This window comes from Litchfieldia alkalitelluris, from assembly GCF_002019645.1.
In the GTDB taxonomy this organism is placed as follows: Bacteria; Bacillota; Bacilli; order Bacillales; family Bacillaceae_L; genus Litchfieldia; species Litchfieldia alkalitelluris.
Genome location: NZ_KV917374.1, coordinates 1,010,198 through 1,029,058 on the forward strand (window position 1 = coordinate 1,010,198; position 18,861 = coordinate 1,029,058).

Consider the following 18,861-nt stretch of genomic DNA (forward strand, 5'->3'; position numbering starts at 1 on the left):
AAGGTAGGGACTAAAACATGCGCGTAACACAATCAATGCTAACAGGTAACATGCTTAAAAACTTAAGCCAAAGCTATTCAAATATGGGCAAATACCAAGACCAACTATCAACTGGTAAAAAAATCAACAAGCCTTCTGATGACCCTGTTGTTGCGATTAAAGGAATGAGATATCGTACTGATCTAACGGAGATTGAGCAATATCAACGTAATCTATCAGAAGTCTATAACTGGATGGAATCGAGTGATTCAGCACTTGATGATATGACAACAGCGTTGCAGCGGGTAAGAGAATTAACGGTGCAGGCGAGTAATGGAACGAATAGTGGTGATGATTTAAAGGCTATTTCAGCGGAAATCAACCAAATTAAAGAACATATCGGTAATATTGGCAACATGAAGGTTGGGAATAAATATTTATTCAATGGAACAAACACAACGGTTGCTCCGATTGACTTAGATGCGAATCCTCCGCGAAAGTGGGCAGATAATAACTTCTCGGTGAATATTGATGTTTCTAAAGGTGTGAAGCTAAATACCAATGTTGATGGGGAAAAGCTGTTTAAAGGCACTGGCGAAAATGATATGTTTACAGATCTTGAGAATTTAGTTAATGCCCTTGAAAATGGTGGAGATGTTGCATGGTTTTTAGATTCAATGGATGCACATGCTTCTAATGTGACTACTTTACGAGCAGATTTAGGTGCAAGGTATAATCGTGCGGAATTAATCGAAGACCGATTAAATACTCAGGTTGTTATTTCTACTAGGATTATTTCAGACAATGAAGATGCGGAGCTTGAGAAGGTGATTATGGATTTAACTACTCAGGAAAGTGTGCATCGTGCAGCATTAGGGGTTGGGTCGAGAATTATTCAGCCTACGTTAATGGACTTTTTAAGATAAAAGGCTATCAATTATGAGTAACGGATTCCGTTTCCAGTTAACGGAACCGTTACGAAGATGATAGCTTTTTTTACTAGGAGGTGTTGGGAATTTGAATTTTCCACAAATACGATTAGAATCTCAATATGCAAAATTAGAGTTAAGAACAACACCTTCACAACTATCAATGGAGCAAGAAAATGCCCAAGTGTTGATTGAGCAACCAAAGGCAGATTTAAAGATTGAAACAACGCCCTCGAAGTTAACGATTGATCAAACTGAAGCATGGGCAGATATGGACCTTAAGTCAATGTTTCGTAGAACAAGAGATGAAACCGATAAAGCCCGAAATGATGTACTAGAGGGAATTGCCCGAAGAGCTCAAGAGGGCATGGATTTGATGAAAATCGAACAAGGTGGAAATCCAATTCCTCAGCATGCCAAAGTAAACAGTCAAAATCCGTGGAAAGAATTTAACATTGGATGGATTCCATCACATTTTAGTGTAAAAACGAGTTATGAACCTAGTAAAGTGAATATTGATTGGCAAGTGAATCAACCAAGGTTTGATGTGAAAGAAAATAGTTTGAATATAGATTACACACCAGCGAAGGTTGAGGTTAACTTAGCTCAGCATCAGTCCTTAAAGGTAGATTTTGCTAATTTGAGGTATGTTGGGATAAACTATGAACAAGAAATTTAGATAGGTTGTGGTTTTAATGAAGATACAAACTAAATATCATGGTGAAGTTGAGATAGATGAGAAAGATGTGTTTAGGTTTGAACATGGAATTCCTGGGTTTTTAGAAGAAAAGCAGTTTGTATTATTACCATTTACTGACGATAGCTTGTTTATGATTCTACAATCGTTGAATACTGAAGAACTAGGATTTGTGTTGACCAACCCGTTTAACTTTTTCAAAGACTATGATATTGAGTTACCTGAACATGTAGTAGAAGAGCTTGAAATTGAGTCTGAAAATGATGTAGTAATTTATTCAATATTAACCGTTCAAGATCCATTTGAAAAAACAACATGTAATCTTCAAGCACCAGTTATTTTGAATGAAAAGCAAAGGCAAGGAAGACAAGTAATTTTGAGTAACACCTCTTATACAACAAAACACTACTTAGTTGAACAGAATGTTGTAGGGGGTTTGAAGTAATGTTGGTACTTACTCGGAAAGCAAATGAATCTATTCAAATTGGTGATCATATAGAAATTACTGTTTTATCAGTCAGTGGTGATCAAATCAAGCTTGGAATCAATGCTCCTAAGAATGTCGAGATTCATCGGAAAGAAGTATATTTGTCGATTCAGAATGAAAATAGTCAAGCTACAAAAGGCTCGGTTGATTTGTTGAAGCAATTGAATAGTTCATTGAATTTAAAGCCTTAACCACTAGTTTAGGCTTTTTCTCTTAGAGAAAAAATTAAAAAGAAAATAAAAAACTATTAAACTCTTGTAATAATAAGTCGATATATAGAATGTAAATACAAATAGTTCCTGAGGCGGCCGACTTCGGCACTATTTGAATAGATACTCCACAAGGATGTGGGGTAGAAAAAAACAAATTTCAAGGAGGAAATTTATAATGAGAATTAATCATAATATTGCGGCGTTAAATACGCACCGTCAATTGAACAGTGCTTCTGCTGGTCAAGCAAAATCAATGGAAAAGTTATCTTCTGGTCTTCGTATTAACCGTGCAGGTGATGATGCTGCAGGTCTTGCAATTTCAGAAAAAATGCGTGGGCAAATTCGTGGGTTGGACCAAGCATCACGTAACGCACAAGATGGTATTTCATTAATTCAAACTGGTGAAGGTGCTTTAAACGAAACACATGATATCCTTCAACGTATGCGAGAATTAGCTGTACAATCTTCAAATGATACAAACACTAATGACGATAGACTAGAAATTCAAAAAGAAGTAACTCAATTAGCTGAAGAAGTTACTCGTATAGCTAAAAATACAGAATTTAATACTCAAAATCTTTTAGATGGTAATTTCAGTGGTAAATTCCAAATTGGTTCTAATGCAGGACAGAACATTTCAATTTCAATTGATGCAATGGATGCAGCAACGTTACAAGTGGGAACTGGTGGTGCAACAACGTATACTGGTGGTTCGGTAACAGATAAAACCGGTGATGCTACAGCCTTAACTATAGCAGTAGGAACTTATGCAGGTGCAGATGCAACTGATGTTGCTGTAGATACTTCTAGTGTTACTTCTACAACTGCATATACTTCTGCCGATGCTAATATCACTAGTTCGACAGTAAATAATCAATATGCACAACTTAATCTAACATGGACTGATGATGGTGGTGCTGATGGAGATATTCAAGCAGCTGAAGTTGCTATTGGTGGTTCTGCTTCAGCGGGGTGGTCTGTATCTGACGTTACTTCAAAACAAATTACTCTAACAAACACAAATGGTGATACTTTTGTTTACGATGCTACTGCGACGAACGGACAAGCACTAAGTTCAGGAGTTGCTGGTGCGGATTTTGCATTTGATCAAGCTGGAACGACTACTTATGGTGGAACAGTTACTGTGGGGGCAGGAGATGATGCAACAGTATTTAATGTAAATGGAGATGGAACTGCTACAGTTCAAGCAGGGTCAGCTACAAAAACATATGCTGGCTTAGCTATATCAGGTGCAACTGCTACTGGTTCTGGAACAGGTAGTTTTGATATTTCAGGTAGAGTAGAAGGCGCAACTACACCAGTTACTGGTATTGACGTGTCAAGTCAAGCAGCAGCTAACACTGCAATTACTTCAATCGATGCGGCAATTAAGACAGTTTCTGGGCAACGTTCAGAACTAGGAGCTTACCAAAACCGTTTAGAGCATACTATCAACAACTTAAATACTTCTTCTGAAAATCTAACAGCTGCAGAATCACGTGTTCGTGACGTTGATTATGCTTTGGCTGCTTAATAAAAGCAGTAACAAGCACAGTCGTCCTAGCTGGTAACGGCTAGAGATCATTATCGGGTGAATTGCTGGAAACCCCTTTAGAGCTTTCTTCACCACAACGGAGTTGGAAACGACAAACGTGAAGGGTTAAAAAGAAGAAAGATTTGGGCAATCAGCAGCCAAGCTCCTGTCTCGAAAGAGTGGAGAAGGTTCAACGACTAGGATATACCATCTAAGGTGAAAGCTATGATGATGAAATCCATAGGAGAAACAATGGTCATCAGCATTGTGAATCCGAAGTGCCCGACCCCTACTAGATTGCTAGAGGGTGAAGATATAGTCTGGTCATTTATGAAAGTAAATGTTCGCACGATGGCGAAAGAAATGATGACTCAAACAAAGAATTCTATTCTTTCTCAAGCAGCACAAGCAATGTTGGCTCAATCCAGTCAAATACCTCAAGGTGTTTTACAGCTATTGAGATAATTTGATTATAGGGCGTCTAGCTTGGTAACGAGCTAGAGTATAACTGGGTGAATTGCTGGAACTTCCTAAAGCTTCATCAACCAAAACGTAACCAGAAACGGTAGGCGTGAAGGTTTGAAAATGATGAAGATGGAACAATGGATAATCAGCAGCCAAGCTCCTGTGAGGAAACTCTGGAGAAGGTTCAACGACTAGAGAACACGGTCTAAGGCAAATGCTATGGCTATGAATCTCGTAGGGCAGCAAATGCTGTTCGAAGTGCCCAGCCCCTACATAAAATAGGGTGAAGATATAGTCTATTCTGATACTGAAAGGTGCAGTCGCAAAGCAAGCGAACCAACAACCACAAGGAGTTCTTCAACTTCTTCGTTAATTTTAGAAAAAAGATGGTCCTCTTTAAAGGAGACCATCTTTTCTTATTTCTTTTAACTTATAGTCAATTGACCAATAAGACCTCTGTAACTTAATAGCTATCTGTTTATCTGTTATTCCCGACCTTTTTAAACTTATTAATTGATTTATTTCATTCAGACTGTAGTTCTTAAATCTATTTGGGTTAGAATCTAGTACTTCATAATCGGGATAATGGTTTTTAAGTTTCCGTATCTCCTCTGCTAATCTCCATTCCCAATTCGTTTTGTAATACATACTAGGGCAATCTTTGGTAAATTCTTTTATTAAATCCAAAAACAAATAAGTATTTTTAGTTGATGTTAAACGGAGAATGAAATCGAAACTATCTTTGCGTTTATTTAAAGAGAAACTAATGTTAAACTGTTTCTCTATATGTGCTTTTAATTGGTGAAGTTCATGTTGTGGATAGTTTTGAAGGTAAAGATTTATAGTTGGAGTAACGTATAATAGCTGTTTTAAATGATTCACTTGTTTACTTATTGAGAGTGTACCATCATCCATATAAACAATTGCCAAAAAGATAGGGGATGTTATGTAATTAGAAAGTTGTACCGGTATTTTCTTTAAACCTTTTTCATTATAAAAATGAGGGTATAACTCAGTAAATAGTGGAAGAGACTTTGAGCGTAAAGTACTACTTTTTTCCGTAAGATAGAATATTTCTGGTAGAAATTCCATTTTCCACACTCTGTATTGTTCTTGTTTCTTACCATAGTGTTCTCGGTAGCTATTATTTTTCCTTCGACTTCCACTGTATAGATTAGTAATTTCACCATCCTCGATAATACTTGCTACAAGCACATTCTGCTGTAAATCTGTAAGTTTTTCAAAATACTGCAATTTAAAACCCTCCCAGGATAGTTGAGGGAACATGCGTTCCTATTATAATTATAGGTTATATTCAATAATAAAAAAAGTAAATATTTTAGTGTTTTAACCGATATAACTAGTAAAGCTATGTTTTTCGGGGAGGAAAACAATATGTCGGTTAATCAAGTATCAGGTAATGGTGTTGTCAGCAATAGTTATGAAATGTCAAAAGTAGAGTCTACTAATAAGAAGACAGATATTGCTAAAGAATTTCTATCGCAGATACAAACTCAACAACCTAATGAAACAACTTCAATTTCGAAAACTGAATTAGAAGATGTTGTTACTAATATGAACAAGTTTTTATCAATAAGCCACACGTCACTAAAATTCCAATTACATGATGAACTTAATGAATACTATGTCACTGTGGTGGATGATAAAACCCAAGAGGTAGTTAGAGAAATCCCTTCAAAGAAGATACTTGATATATATGCAGCGATGACCGAATTTGTTGGAGTAGCAGTAGATAAGAAGATTTAAGGTGGTGTTCTAAGTATGAACATGAGAATAGGCGGTTTAGCCAGTGGTATGGATACAGAGACGATAATTAAGGATTTAATGAAGGCAGAGCGCATGCCTTTAGATAAATTAAAACAGAAGAAACAAGTGCTAGAATGGCAGAGAAGCGATTATCGTGCGATGAATACCCTATTATTAGATTTCAGATCTGAATTAACAAATATGAGATTGTCTACAAAATATAGAGCGAGAACGACTACATCCACAAATAGTGATTTAGTGTCAGCGACTGCTACAAGCGCTGCATCTCAAGCTTCGTACTCTATTGAAAAAGTTACTAGGCTTGCAAGTGCAGCAACGAAAGGTACTCCAGATGACCCTAATAATCCAGCACTTTCTACTCTGTCCGGTAAAACATTAGATCGGACAAAGGGTCTCTTTAATCAGCAGGACTCTTTTTTGAATAATACTAATTCACCTTGGAAAGTAGGAGTAGTTGAAACAAAAGATGTAAAAGTTTCTACAGAAACAAATGTAGTAAACCTAGGTGTAACAGGAGCAACCTTCGAAGATACTTTGTCCTGGAGTGTAAAAGTTAATGGCACTGCCTATAAAGTAATCGACTCAGGGACACCAGCAGCTGGTCAAGTGTTAGTCGGGACAGATGGTAATCTAACATTTAAAGACAACATTGCAAAGGATAGTACAGTAAAGGTAGATTATATTACAACTCAAAAATCCCAAGAGATATCATCAGCAACTGCAACAAAAACCTTCCAACTGGCGAAAGGGTCCATTAATACGGTTATTGGTAACCAGTTTACTGTGACAACTGGGGATACAGTAGAGACTTATTCAGTTGCCTTAAATGCTGATGGAAACATGGATATCCTAGACTCTTCAAGTACTAAAGTTGGGGAATTGAAAACAGAATCAGGTCAGATCTCTTTTAGTAGTAAAGAGTTTGCAGCTGGTTCAAAACTTAATATCACTTACAATCAAAATTACACAACTTTTGCATTGGACACTAGTACTTCTACTGGAGCAAAACATGAGAGTTTCATTTTACAAGGAAATGAATCACTTGATTCAATGATCTCAAAGGTAAATAACTCTGCTGTTGGGGTAACCGCTTTTTATGATTCAACTTCTGATAAAATGACCTTAACGAGAAAAGAAACAGGACATTTTGACACTAATGGTGAAGATGAGATAAGGACGAGCGGGGTTTTTATCAACGAAACTCTTAAATTCGGTGGTGTTACAGAAGCTGGTGGAACAAATGCGGAATTTAAAATCAACGGTATAGTAACAAGTCGTCCATCAAACACTTTTGAAATGAGTGGAGTTACCTTTACCTTAAAAAATCTGTTTTCGTATACAGCGGAAACAGCTGTTCAAATTACAGTATCAAATGATACAAATCAAGTATTTGAAAACATCAAAGGATTCGTTGATAAATATAATGAACTTATTTCAAAAATAAGTGGGAAGATTTCTGAAGAAAAATATCGTGACTTCAATCCATTAACTGATGAGGAACGTGAAAGTTTATCAGACAAGCAACAAGAGCAATGGGAAGAAAAAGCAAAAAGCGGATTGCTTAGAAGAGATTCGACTTTATCTTCACTACTTTCATCCATGAGAAACGACTTATACAGCCCTGTTAATAATGCAGAAGTATCTTCGGCTCTTAGTCAGCTTGCTAGCATTGGAATTACTACGACTTCCAACTATATGGAGGGCGGAAAGCTGCAGATTGATGAAGCAAAGCTGAAAAAGGCAATTGCAGAAGATCCTACCTCAGTTGAAAAGCTATTTAATGCAACAGGGACAGGCTCCTCCGAAATGGGAGTTATGCAAAGACTAACAGATACCGTAAATGCTTCAATGGAAAAATTAAGAGAAAAAGCTGGTAATGCTTTTTCAACAAACCAACAATTCGCCATCGGTCGAAACCTACTAAATGTAGATAGCCAAATTAATAAATTTGAACGAAGAATGATTCAAGTCGAAGACCGTTACTGGAAGCAATTCACGGCTATGGAAAAAGCATTACAACGTTCTAACGACCAATACAATTATCTTATGCAACAATTCAGCTACTAAAAGTACAAGGAGTGGAAAACAAATGGCAACACTTAATCCATACCAAAAATATCAAACCAATGCTGCCACAACAGCCTCACCTGGTGAGTTAACACTTATGCTTTATAATGGCTGCTTAAAATTTATCAACCTTGCTGGTAAAGCCATGGAGGAAGGCAATATTCAAGAAAAAAATACAAACCTTCAAAAAGCGCAAAACATTATTACCGAGTTAACGATCACGCTTAATATGGATTTTGAAATCTCCCAGAATTTAAGAAGTATGTATGAGTATATGAACCGTCGTCTAATGGAAGCAAACATGAAAAACGACCTTGAGATTTTAAAAGAAGTGGAAGAGTATGTTGTAGATTTTCGTAACACTTGGAAGGAAGCGATTCAATTAAATCGTCAAGCTAAACCTTCTACAGGTGGATTAGCGTAGTGAGTGTTCAATCTCTTTATCATGTAACCCTTCAACTTGTAAAACTACTTCAGAAACAAGTTACAAAAGAAGAACGAGATGAACATATCGAAGAAATTAATCAGCTTCTTGATCTGCGCGATGCTCTGATGAAAGAGATGAAGCCTCCCTACACCGAAGCGGAAATGATATTAGGGAAAGAAATGCTTGCATTTCAAGAAAATATTGATTTGAAATTAAAAGCGCTAAAAGTCCAAATACAAGTTGACTTAAATCAACTTAACAAGACAAAAGAGACTAATACTAAGTACGTAAATCCATATCAATCTTTAGCTAATGATGATGGAATGTTTTTCGACCGAAAAAAATAACAAAAATTAAAAGGCTTGGTTTTCTAAGTCTTTTTCTAGTCCCAAGAATTTAATTGGTAGAGGTACTATTTCATGGTTTGCTCCCTCATCATTCATAAATATAAAAAATCATCCTAAACTCACTAGGATGATTTTTTATATTAGCGTATTATGCATGCTCTTTTACAACATCAAACAACTGTAGTTTTCTATTTTTTCTTAAATCAATATATTCATCATTTGTCACAATGAGAGGCTGGTGTGGTTCATCATCATGGATGAATATGATTTCCCCATGGTCTCCAGTATTAAGAGTGACTTGTTTCCGTAAATATTGTCTCATAAGATAGCGGACAAATGGAAAGACAATAGCTGGATTTAGTTTGTTATTATAAGCTTCTTCTACAAGTATATTAATACCAACAAAATCAGGTTTTTTCGCTTGATAGATTCGTTCAGTTGAGATGGCGTCGTAAGTATCTGCGACTGATAAAATCTGAACAAGGAATGGTAAATCTTTTTCCTTTACCTGATTCGGATATCCGCTTCCATCAATTCGTTCATGATGTAGAAGTGCTGAAGCGGGGATGTGAATATTTAAATCAGGAACTTCTTTAAGAATTTTATATCCATAGATGGTATGACGCTTAATCTCTTCCCATTCATCTTTATCAAGCTTTCCGGGTTTATTTAAGATCTCAGGACTAACCATTGTTTTTCCGATATCATGCAATAAGCCCATTTGACCTAATAACGATATTTCTTTTGTTGTCCTGCCTAGTAATTTACCAATAACAGCACTAATCATTCCTACATTAATACTGTGTCTATATGTATACTCATCATAGTCTTTAATTCCATGCAAATAATTAATCGAATCAGTATGATCAATCGCTTGGTCGATCAATGGCTGATAGGCATTAATAAGCTCTTTAATGGGAGGGCTGTCATTCAGACTGATGTTTTGGAACAAGTCTTTAATTTCAGCAAGGTTCTCATCATAAAGCTTCTGCATTTTCACATTTAACTTATCATTGGAACGGGTTGGAGCTATGATCTCAACTTGTGTTCCAAACTTATAGTTATGTAAAAGCACAATATGTGTTTCTGTGAGGGTGATGCCTTTCTTTAAGAGTAGAATGCCCTGGTCAGAATAGATATCCTGACCTAACTGTTGGCCAACTAGCTCAAACGATATTTCGAAGCTGTTTGTTTTCATATGATAAGCTCTCCAATAAATTATTGAATGTCATTGGCTTTATTTTTTCCGTTTCGTATTCAATGTGATGAACATCGTAGTAGTTCTATTTTACAATGAACATGGCAGGAATGTAAAAAAAAAGTTGAATATTTTGGAAAAATATTTTGATAGTCTAAATTACTTGGTTAATTAGTCTTATTTTTGTAGTTTTATAGCTTGATAAGGGATTGCAATTAATTCAGAGAATCGTCAAAAAAAGTACAATATTTCCCAGAGTTAGTGGATATAATGAATATATAAATAGTATTAATAGAGAAAGGGCTATTTGTCACAATTTTGCAACAAATATTCTGGAAGTTTAGAAGGATTTTAAACGGGTAAAAGAGAATAAGTAATTATAGCTAAAATAAACAAGTAAATAATTTCATTTGTTTATCAAGCTATTTCACTTTGCTTCACTTTTAGTTGATTTTAAAGGGAACAAAGGAAAACTCAAGTTTTAGGACTAATCGTAGATTGGTCGACTTAAAAGGAGGAGTTCATGTATGAATTACAACGTCCGCGGTGAAAACATTGAGGTAACTCCAGCATTACGAGAGTATGTTGAGAAGAAACTTAGTAAATTAGAACGTTATTTTGACGGTACTCCAAATGCAAATGTACATGTGAATTTAAAGGTGTATAATGACAAACAACAAAAGATAGAGGTAACAATCCCGATGACTCAATTAGTTCTTCGCGCTGAAGAATCTAATCTTGATATGTATGCTGCGATTGATTTAGTGGTCGATAAATTAGAGCGTCAAATTCGTAAGCACAAAACAAAAGTTAACCGCAAGTTCCGTGAACAAGGTTCAACTCGTTCATTCTTTACGAATGGTGAAAGTAAAACAGCGGTTCAAGAGCCTGAAACAGAAAGTGATGATTTTGAATTAGTTCGTACAAAGCGTTTTAACTTAAAACCAATGGACAGTGAAGAGGCAATCCTACAAATGAACATGTTAGGACATAACTTCTTCGTTTATACAAATGCATCAACCAACTCAACAAATGTCGTTTATCGTCGTAATGATGGAAAATATGGAATTATTGAACCAAGTTAAATAATCCAAGGGTCAATCTGAAGAATTTCGGATTGGCCCTTTTATAATTAAAGGAACTCATAATCTGTAATAATTGATTGAAAGTAGTTCCTTTTACCTACAGTGATTCAATCTTCACTCATCTATCCTAGTAAAATGTCTATATATGTAATAAACTGTAAACAGGCATTGGACATATTAGGGAGGGATTTATCGTATGAGTGGTGGAGATTATTGACATTATTTAATCGATTTGTTCATAAAAGTACAAACTTACATCCAATTATAAAATTTTTTATTTGCTATCGTTACCTTTTCTTTGTTCTATTTGCTGCAGGGATATGGGTTGATGCAACAGTATATAATGAAAGAAGTTTAATAGGGATCTATAGTCTTGCCATGGTATTTTTGGGACTAGTATTCTCAAATGTGATTCAAGGTATTTTTAATAGTTTATTGGTAACTCTTTGCAGGTATTCTTTTTCGCCAGGTGGCTTTCCAATTGAACAGCTAGAGATTGGCATCTTTCAATGGTTAAGCTATTTTGCAATATGGATGGCTGTTTCATCCTTGGTTAAAAAATATATAGAGCAGAAAGAAAATCTTATAAGGGTTACCACCGCTTTTGCGAAAGCGTTAGATTCGAGAGATAAATATACTGCGTTTCATTCATCAAATGTATCAAGATATTCTCTGAAAATTGCAAAGGAAATGGGATTCTCGGAAAATTTTTGCAATGATTTAAAATTAGGGGCATTATTACATGATATTGGAAAGATAGGAATACCTGAATCAATTTTGAACAAGCCATCAAGGCTAACAAAAGATGAATATGACGTGATAAAAACCCATCCTACAATTGGATATGAGATGGTAAAGGATTTAAGTTTCTTTGAAAAGAATAGTGTATTAGATTCAATCCTTTATCATCATGAAAGAGAAGATGGAAGTGGTTATCCTGAAGGGTTAAAAAAAGATGAGATTCCAATGGTTGCTAAAATAATTGGTGTCGCAGATTCTTTTGATGCCATGACTTCTAATAGGGTCTACAGGAACGAAAATAGTGTTGAATATGCTGTTAATGAAATCGTTAAAAATAAACAAAAACATTATGATTCTAAGGTTGTTGATGCTTTTGTTCGAATTATTGACAGAGAAGGTATAAACATTCTTGATTGAAAAGATGCCATGCTTTCTTAAATAGTAAACAAAAGGGTTTCCACCATAACGGTAGAGACCTTTTGTATTTGGTTAGAAGTTGTTCCGTATGTGAGATAGTGATAATATAAAAGAAGTATAATTTTTCTAAACTAAATGTTCAAAATTGTCTTCTTTTTCTTCACCCTTGGTTAGAAGTAGATCATTGGTGATGAAAGTCTATATTAAATAACCATACTAAAATGGTATACTAAATGCTATATATACTAATCAATGGATAGAGGAGCGTTTTTAATGCTTGGACTTTTAAACAAAGTATTTGATTCGAATAAACGCCAGGTTAAGAAGCTTGAAGTACTGGCTGATAAAATTGAGGCACTCCGCCCACAAATGGAAGGCTTATCAGATGAACAAATACGATTAAAAACAGACGAATTCAAAGAGCGTTATCAAAAAGGTGAAACACTGGATGATCTGTTAGTCGAAGCGTTTGCTGTAGTACGTGAAGCGGCAAAACGTGTATTGGGCTTACATCCGTATCCGGTTCAATTAATGGGTGGTGTAGCGCTACACGAAGGAAATATTTCTGAGATGAAAACAGGGGAAGGTAAAACGCTAACTTCAACAATGCCTGTTTATTTAAATGCGATTACTGGAAAAGGCGTTCACGTGATTACAGTAAACGAATATTTAGCAAGTCGTGATGCTCATGAGATGGGTCAACTTTATGATTTTTTAGGATTAACAGTTGGTTTGAATTTAAATGGATTATCACGTGAGGAAAAAATAGAAGCATATCGTGCTGATATCACATATGGAACAAATAATGAGTTTGGCTTTGATTACCTTCGTGATAACATGGTTCTTTACCGTGAACAAATGGTACAACGTCCACTTTACTATGCAGTAATTGATGAGGTTGACTCAATTTTAATTGATGAAGCACGTACACCATTAATTATTTCAGGTACGGCTCAAAAATCAGCTTCTCTTTATGTTCAAGCGAATGGGTTTGTTCGTACGTTGAAGGTGGAAGAGCATTACACATATGATGAAAAAACAAAAAGTGTTCAGTTAACAGAAGAAGGAATTTCGAAAGCTGAACAAGCCTTTGGAATTGAGAATTTATTTGATATCTCAAATGTCATGTTAATTCACCACATCAATCAAGGATTAAAAGCACACGCAAGTATGTTCCGTGATGTTGATTATGTGGTTGATGAAGGCGAAGTAGTCATTGTTGACCAATTTACAGGGCGTCTAATGAAGGGCCGTCGTTATAGTGATGGTTTACACCAAGCAATCGAAGCGAAGGAAGGCTTGGAAATCCAAAATGAAAGTATGACACTTGCAACGATTACCTTCCAAAACTATTTCCGTATGTATGAGAAACTAGCTGGTATGACTGGTACGGCGAAAACGGAAGAAGAAGAATTTCGTAACATTTATAATATGAATGTAGTCGTGATTCCAACGAACCGTCCGATTGCTCGTGATGATCGTCCGGATTTAATTTATAAATCAATTGAAGGCAAGTTCCGTGCAGTTGCAGAGGACATTGCTGAGCGCCATTTCAAGGGGCAGCCGGTCCTTGTTGGAACGGTCGCGATTGAGACATCTGAGTTAATCTCTAAATTTTTAACGAAGAAAGGTGTTAAACACCATGTCTTAAACGCGAAAAACCATGCTCGTGAAGCTGAAATTATCGAGAATGCCGGTCAAAAGGATGCAGTGACGATTGCAACGAATATGGCTGGACGTGGAACAGACATTAAGCTTGGCGAAGGTGTAGTTGATGTTGGCGGACTTGCTGTTATCGGTACAGAACGTCATGAATCAAGACGTATTGATAACCAGCTTCGTGGTCGTTCAGGTCGTCAAGGTGATCCAGGGGTAACACAATTCTACCTTTCAATGGAAGATGAACTGATGCGTCGCTTTGGTTCAGATAACATGAAATCAATGATGGAACGTCTTGGAATGGATGATGATCAGCCAATCCAAAGTAAGATGGTATCAAGAGCGGTTGAATCTGCTCAAAAACGTGTTGAAGGAAATAACTTTGATGCACGTAAGCAGTTATTACAATATGATGATGTATTACGTCAACAACGTGAAATCATTTACAGCCAACGTTATGAGGTTATTGATTCTGAAAACCTTCGTGATGTGGTTGAAAAAATGATTCGTTCATCGATTACCCACAATGTTGGACTCTACACACCTGCGTCAGAGGTGCCTGAAGAGTGGAACATGAAAGGAATTGTCGACTATGTGAATGCCAATCTTTTATCAGAAGGCGAAGTAGTTGAGAAGGACCTTAAAGGGAAAGAACCTGAAGAAATGATCGAGTTGATCTTCGATAAAGTTAAAACACGCTATGATGAGAAGGAAGAAGAGCTGACTTCAGAGCAAATGCGTGAATTTGAAAAAGTAATTGTTCTTCGTTCGGTTGATACGAAGTGGATGGATCATATTGACCAAATGGATAATCTTCGTCAAGGCATTCATTTACGTGCATATGGTCAAACAGACCCTCTACGTGAGTATCAAATGGAAGGTTATGCAATGTTTGAAAATATGATTGCATCAATTGAAGAAGAAGTAACAAAATATATTATGAAAGCCCAAATCCGTAATAACCTAGAGCGTCAAGAGGTGGCAAAGGGCCAAACAGCGGTTCATCCTAAAGAGGGTGACGAGAAGCCGAAGAAGAAGCCTGTAACCAAAGCGGTTGATATTGGCCGTAATGATCCTTGTATTTGTGGCAGTGGCAAGAAATATAAGCAGTGTTGTGGTAAGTAATTTTTAAGGTGAGAGTATTCCTCTCACCTTAAGTTTGTGTTAGTGCGAAAATTTTAATGAGGTGAAATGAATTGGAATTAGTTGAAATAAAACAAGAATTAGATAAAACTGCAAAACGATTAGAGAACTTTAGGGGGTCTCTTTGACTTAGAAGCAAAGCAAGCTCGTATCAATGAGTTAGACGAGCTCATGTCAACGCCTGACTTTTGGAATGATCAGCAAGCTGCACAAACGGTAATTAATGAGGCCAATGGCTTAAAAGAACAGGTTAACCAGTTCAATGAGCTAGATGACTCGTATGAAAATTTACTTCTTACACACGAGTTAGTGAAAGAAGAGCCAGATGTTGAGCTTCAAAAAGAGCTTGTCCAAGAAATTAAAGAGCTTGTTAAAAACATGAACGAGTTTGAATTACAGCTACTATTAAGTGAGCCATATGATAAAAATAATGCGATTCTCGAACTTCACCCGGGTGCAGGTGGAACGGAATCTCAAGACTGGGGCTCGTTACTACTTCGTATGTATACACGCTGGGCTGAGCGCAAAGGCTTTAAGGTTGAAACTCTAGATTATTTACCAGGTGACGAAGCGGGAATCAAAAGTGTCACTTTATTAATCAAAGGCCATAATGCTTATGGTTATTTAAAAGCAGAAAAAGGTGTACACCGTCTTGTTCGTATTTCACCATTCGATTCATCAGGTCGTCGTCACACTTCGTTCGTGTCATGCGAAGTAATGCCAGAGTTTAATGATGAAATCGAAATCGACATTCGCACAGAAGATCTGAAAGTTGACACATACCGTGCAAGTGGTGCAGGTGGACAGCATATTAATACAACCGATTCAGCGGTTCGTATTACCCATACACCAACAAACACAGTTGTTACATGTCAAACAGAACGTTCTCAAATTAAGAACCGTGAACGAGCAATGAAAATGCTGCAAGCAAAGCTCTATCAATTAAAAATCGAAGAGCAGCAATCACAATTAGATGAAATTCGCGGTGAGCAAAAAGAAATCGGTTGGGGCAGCCAAATTCGTTCATACGTCTTCCACCCATACTCCATGGTAAAAGACCACCGAACAAACACAGAAGTAGGTAACACTCAAAGTGTAATGGACGGAGACCTAGACCCATTCATCGACGCATACCTTCGATCAAAATTATAAAAAGTACCGGGGCAGACCTAAAATCTGCCTCTTTTTTTGTAAATGAGAGTTGAGGCTATTTTAAATTTTTGCTAGCTCAGGATTAGCGAGATTTAATGAATAGAGTGCCGCTCGCCTAATGTGGAATGAGCGGAGAACCACTCGACTCCTGCGGGATGTGCGGTCACGAACCGCCCAGCGGAAAGCAGGTGGATTGCAGCGAATGGAACTCCACTAACAAGGTTATTTTCAGGGTAGATTCATGCTGATTCAATATTCGCACCATGGAGCATGAAAAAGTGCTCACCTAGTTGGAATGAGCGGAAGGTCACTCGACTCCTGCGGGATACAGCGGGCAAAGTGAGACCCCGCAGGAGCTCAAAAAGCGACGAGGAGGCTCACCGCACGCCCCGCGGAAAGCGAGTGAACTGCAGCGAATGAAATTGTGAGGCTAGTTATTTTCAGGGTAGACATCTATGCTAATTAAAATTAGCACCATGGAGTATGAAAAATTATACTTAACTTAGTGTCTAGCTTCAGGCGCTATCGGCTCGGGGTCATAAGTCAATCCGGCAAGAAGGTTAAAAAGCAACCTTCTAGCCGGCTCGTCTTATGCCTGTCGCCGATGAACGAGCGCCTTCAGCATTTCTTTTTTCAGGGTAGACATCCATGCTAAATAGGTATTTCGCTCCATGGTGAATGAATATGGTTACCCCTCAGTGTGGATCGCAGCGAATGCAACTCACTAACCTAGGTTATTTTTCAGGGTAGACGTTATATTTCTATTTTGACAAAACTAGGACAAAGGTCCTGTTTTCCCCATTTTATTTTTCGACAAATACAGACGCCTACTTACAAATTCCCTCCACTAAATATAAAATGAAATTAATAGACTATCTTTGGAGGATTATAGCCGATGGAAAAACTGAATTACATAGAACTAAGAAAACTAGATATCACTAGGAAGAATAAATTAATATTAGTTGTTACACTCATTTCTATCTTATTGGCCGTTATCGTAGAAATTGCTTTAAAGCAACCCTTAAACCTCATTCTCACTATTGCGATAAGTGGTGGACTCTTTGTACTTTTATTAGCTTTCTTAATTAAAAAGGAAAAATTTGTTAATCAGACACCATACATTGCACTCTTTGGTTTATCATCTGTATTATATTTGATAATGAATACGTCAGACTCAATCACAATGATGTTAATCCCTTTTTATCTGTTAACAGCTATGGCAATTTATAATTTGCGTTCTTTACTTATAGTAGGTCTTTTTACAAGTTTGGCCTTAAGTGCGTTCTTCTTTTTTCAAAAAGCAAGCGCTTTTGAATTGGACGCGAAAACGATTGTTATTTATTACTTGTTATTCAGCATCATTGTTATGGCTTTGTTCTTCCAAAGTACGGTGACAAAGAAAATGAATGATGATATTCGCGCATTACAGGAACAAACTGAAGCAATGTTAGAGCTTCAAAGAACTCAGTCCGCAGATATTAAGAGTAATACCGAAACAATTAGTGGGAACTTATCAATGATAAGGGAACAAAGTGAAGGCCAAATGCAGTCATTTAATGAAATGACAATGGCGATCTCGGAGATTTCAGCGGGTATGCATACACAAACTGAATCGGCCTCAACCATCACAATCTCGATCGAGAACTTAAATAAAGTAGTTCAACAGTTTGTTGAATCTTCGGCTAATTTAAATGAACAGACTGTTGAGACATCCAATGCTTCTACAAGTGGTTCTGAGACGATTCAAGGTCTTTTATCAACCATTTTAGAATTCCAAAAAGCAATCCAAGAAATGTCATATAATATGCAAGAGCTAGCATCAAAAATCAATGAAACGAACAAGTTCGCAGATTCAATTCAAGCTATTGCATCACAAACGAATTTATTAGCCTTAAACGCAAGCATTGAAGCAGCAAGAGCAGGAGAAAGCGGAAAAGGATTTGCTGTAGTTGCATCTGAAATTCGCAAGTTGTCTGAACTAACATCAGGAACAGCGAATCAAATTTCTCAAAATCTATCAGCAGTTAATGAAAGTGCGGTTGTTACTCAGAATCAAATGAATGAAAATGCTCATAAAATGGAAGAAAGCGTAACAATGACACAGGATACATTACATGTCTTCTCGCTAATCAACCAAACGGTGACCAATCTAACCAAAACAGTTGAAGACTTTGAAGTAATGACTGCAAATTTAAGTACCTCTTCAAAAATGATTGAAACATCTGTTAGTGAGTTTGCTGCAGTAATTGAGGAAACTTCCGCATCACTTGAGGAAATTGCTGCCTCAATCGACACACAAAACACCCAAAATATTCATCTTGTATCTTCCATCCAGGAAACAGATGAAGCGACCAATCGTTTAATTGGTTTGTATACAAACGACAAATAAGTAAAGTGCCTGTCTGATTCATTTCAATCTAGTGAATCAGATAGGCATTTTTGTTTTTTTAAGACGAAAAGATGCCACTCTATTGAGTTCATAGTGAATTTAAAAGCTCAAAGTTATAAAAATCTTCTTAGACAAAAGCCAGATT

At 36.7% G+C, this 18,861-nt stretch carries 17 protein-coding genes; 15 read left to right on the plus strand and 2 right to left on the minus strand.

All coding sequences use genetic code 11. The features are described from left to right. Positions 1 to 17: 17 nt before the first annotated feature. From flgL to BK579_RS27010, 6 genes are all read left to right on the plus strand, one after another. On the plus strand, positions 18 to 905 hold the full coding sequence (gene flgL, locus BK579_RS04605) for a flagellar hook-associated protein FlgL (protein WP_078543847.1): 888 nt from the start codon (positions 18 to 20) through the stop codon (positions 903 to 905). 91 nt (positions 906 to 996) lie between these two features. Next, positions 997 to 1,587 carry a DUF6470 family protein gene (locus BK579_RS04610; protein WP_078543849.1) on the plus strand — a complete coding sequence of 197 codons (591 nt, stop codon included), beginning with the start codon at positions 997 to 999 and terminating at the stop codon, positions 1,585 to 1,587. Between the two features lie 16 nt (positions 1,588 to 1,603). Beyond that, a complete protein-coding gene (fliW, locus tag BK579_RS04615) occupies positions 1,604 to 2,050 on the plus strand; it encodes a flagellar assembly protein FliW (RefSeq protein ID WP_078543850.1) in 447 nt (148 codons plus the stop codon). Further along, the gene (csrA, locus tag BK579_RS04620) at positions 2,050 to 2,283 is read left to right on the plus strand and encodes a carbon storage regulator CsrA (RefSeq protein WP_078543851.1); all 234 of its coding nucleotides are present in this window, start codon (positions 2,050 to 2,052) and stop codon (positions 2,281 to 2,283) included. The genes fliW and csrA overlap by 1 nt, the downstream gene beginning before the upstream one ends. A gap of 196 nt (positions 2,284 to 2,479) precedes the next feature. Further along, positions 2,480 to 3,838 carry a flagellin N-terminal helical domain-containing protein gene (locus BK579_RS26910; RefSeq protein ID WP_078543852.1) on the plus strand — a complete coding sequence of 453 codons (1,359 nt, stop codon included), beginning with the start codon at positions 2,480 to 2,482 and terminating at the stop codon, positions 3,836 to 3,838. A gap of 228 nt (positions 3,839 to 4,066) precedes the next feature. After that, entirely contained in the window at positions 4,067 to 4,303 is a 237-nt protein-coding gene (locus BK579_RS27010) for a flagellin (protein ID WP_407936239.1), read from the plus strand. Positions 4,304 to 4,699: 396 nt separating this feature from the next. Here the strand turns inward: BK579_RS27010 and BK579_RS04635 are convergent, their stop codons facing one another. Next, the gene (locus tag BK579_RS04635; RefSeq protein ID WP_204524679.1) at positions 4,700 to 5,557 is read right to left on the minus strand and encodes a DNA endonuclease; all 858 of its coding nucleotides are present in this window, start codon (positions 5,555 to 5,557) and stop codon (positions 4,700 to 4,702) included. A gap of 141 nt (positions 5,558 to 5,698) precedes the next feature. Here BK579_RS04635 and flaG point away from each other — a divergent pair, with 141 nt between their 5' ends. The 4 genes from flaG to BK579_RS04655 are packed head-to-tail and all read left to right on the plus strand — an operon-like array spanning position 5,699 to position 8,932. Beyond that, positions 5,699 to 6,070, plus strand: coding sequence for a flagellar protein FlaG (gene flaG / locus BK579_RS04640; RefSeq protein WP_078543856.1), 372 nt, complete (start codon positions 5,699 to 5,701; stop codon positions 6,068 to 6,070). A 15-nt stretch (positions 6,071 to 6,085) separates the two neighbouring features. Further along, complete coding sequence (gene fliD / locus BK579_RS04645) at positions 6,086 to 8,158, plus strand: flagellar filament capping protein FliD (protein ID WP_235848341.1); 2,073 nt, start codon at positions 6,086 to 6,088, stop codon at positions 8,156 to 8,158. Between the two features lie 22 nt (positions 8,159 to 8,180). Next, a complete protein-coding gene (gene fliS, locus BK579_RS04650; RefSeq protein ID WP_078543857.1) occupies positions 8,181 to 8,582 on the plus strand; it encodes a flagellar export chaperone FliS in 402 nt (133 codons plus the stop codon). Next, a complete protein-coding gene (locus BK579_RS04655) occupies positions 8,582 to 8,932 on the plus strand; it encodes a flagellar protein FliT (protein WP_078543859.1) in 351 nt (116 codons plus the stop codon). The genes fliS and BK579_RS04655 overlap by 1 nt, the downstream gene beginning before the upstream one ends. A 148-nt stretch (positions 8,933 to 9,080) precedes the next feature. On the opposite strand, the gene BK579_RS04660 is transcribed toward BK579_RS04655, so the two are convergent. Continuing rightward, positions 9,081 to 10,130, minus strand: coding sequence for an HD-GYP domain-containing protein (locus BK579_RS04660; RefSeq protein WP_078543860.1), 1,050 nt, complete (start codon positions 10,128 to 10,130; stop codon positions 9,081 to 9,083). Between the two features lie 527 nt (positions 10,131 to 10,657). Here BK579_RS04660 and hpf point away from each other — a divergent pair. The 5 genes from hpf (at position 10,658) to BK579_RS04685 (ending at position 18,716) form a co-directional block, all read left to right on the plus strand. Further along, positions 10,658 to 11,215, plus strand: a complete 558-nt coding sequence (gene hpf, locus BK579_RS04665) for a ribosome hibernation-promoting factor, HPF/YfiA family (RefSeq protein ID WP_078543862.1) — start codon at positions 10,658 to 10,660, stop codon at positions 11,213 to 11,215. A gap of 213 nt (positions 11,216 to 11,428) precedes the next feature. After that, complete coding sequence (locus BK579_RS04670; RefSeq protein ID WP_169891067.1) at positions 11,429 to 12,373, plus strand: HD-GYP domain-containing protein; 945 nt, start codon at positions 11,429 to 11,431, stop codon at positions 12,371 to 12,373. Positions 12,374 to 12,646: 273 nt separating this feature from the next. Continuing rightward, entirely contained in the window at positions 12,647 to 15,157 is a 2,511-nt protein-coding gene (gene secA / locus BK579_RS04675; RefSeq protein WP_078543864.1) for a preprotein translocase subunit SecA, read from the plus strand. Positions 15,158 to 15,228: 71 nt separating this feature from the next. Further along, a protein-coding gene (gene prfB, locus BK579_RS04680; RefSeq protein ID WP_235848342.1) for a peptide chain release factor 2 occupies positions 15,229 to 16,327 on the plus strand; the annotation gives its coding sequence in 2 pieces (ribosomal slippage) (positions 15,229 to 15,291 and positions 15,293 to 16,327; 1,098 coding nt in all). A gap of 895 nt (positions 16,328 to 17,222) precedes the next feature. Further along, positions 17,223 to 18,716: a methyl-accepting chemotaxis protein gene (locus tag BK579_RS04685; RefSeq protein WP_078543867.1), complete on the plus strand. Its 1,494-nt coding sequence runs from the start codon at positions 17,223 to 17,225 to the stop codon at positions 18,714 to 18,716. Positions 18,717 to 18,861 lie beyond the last annotated feature (145 nt).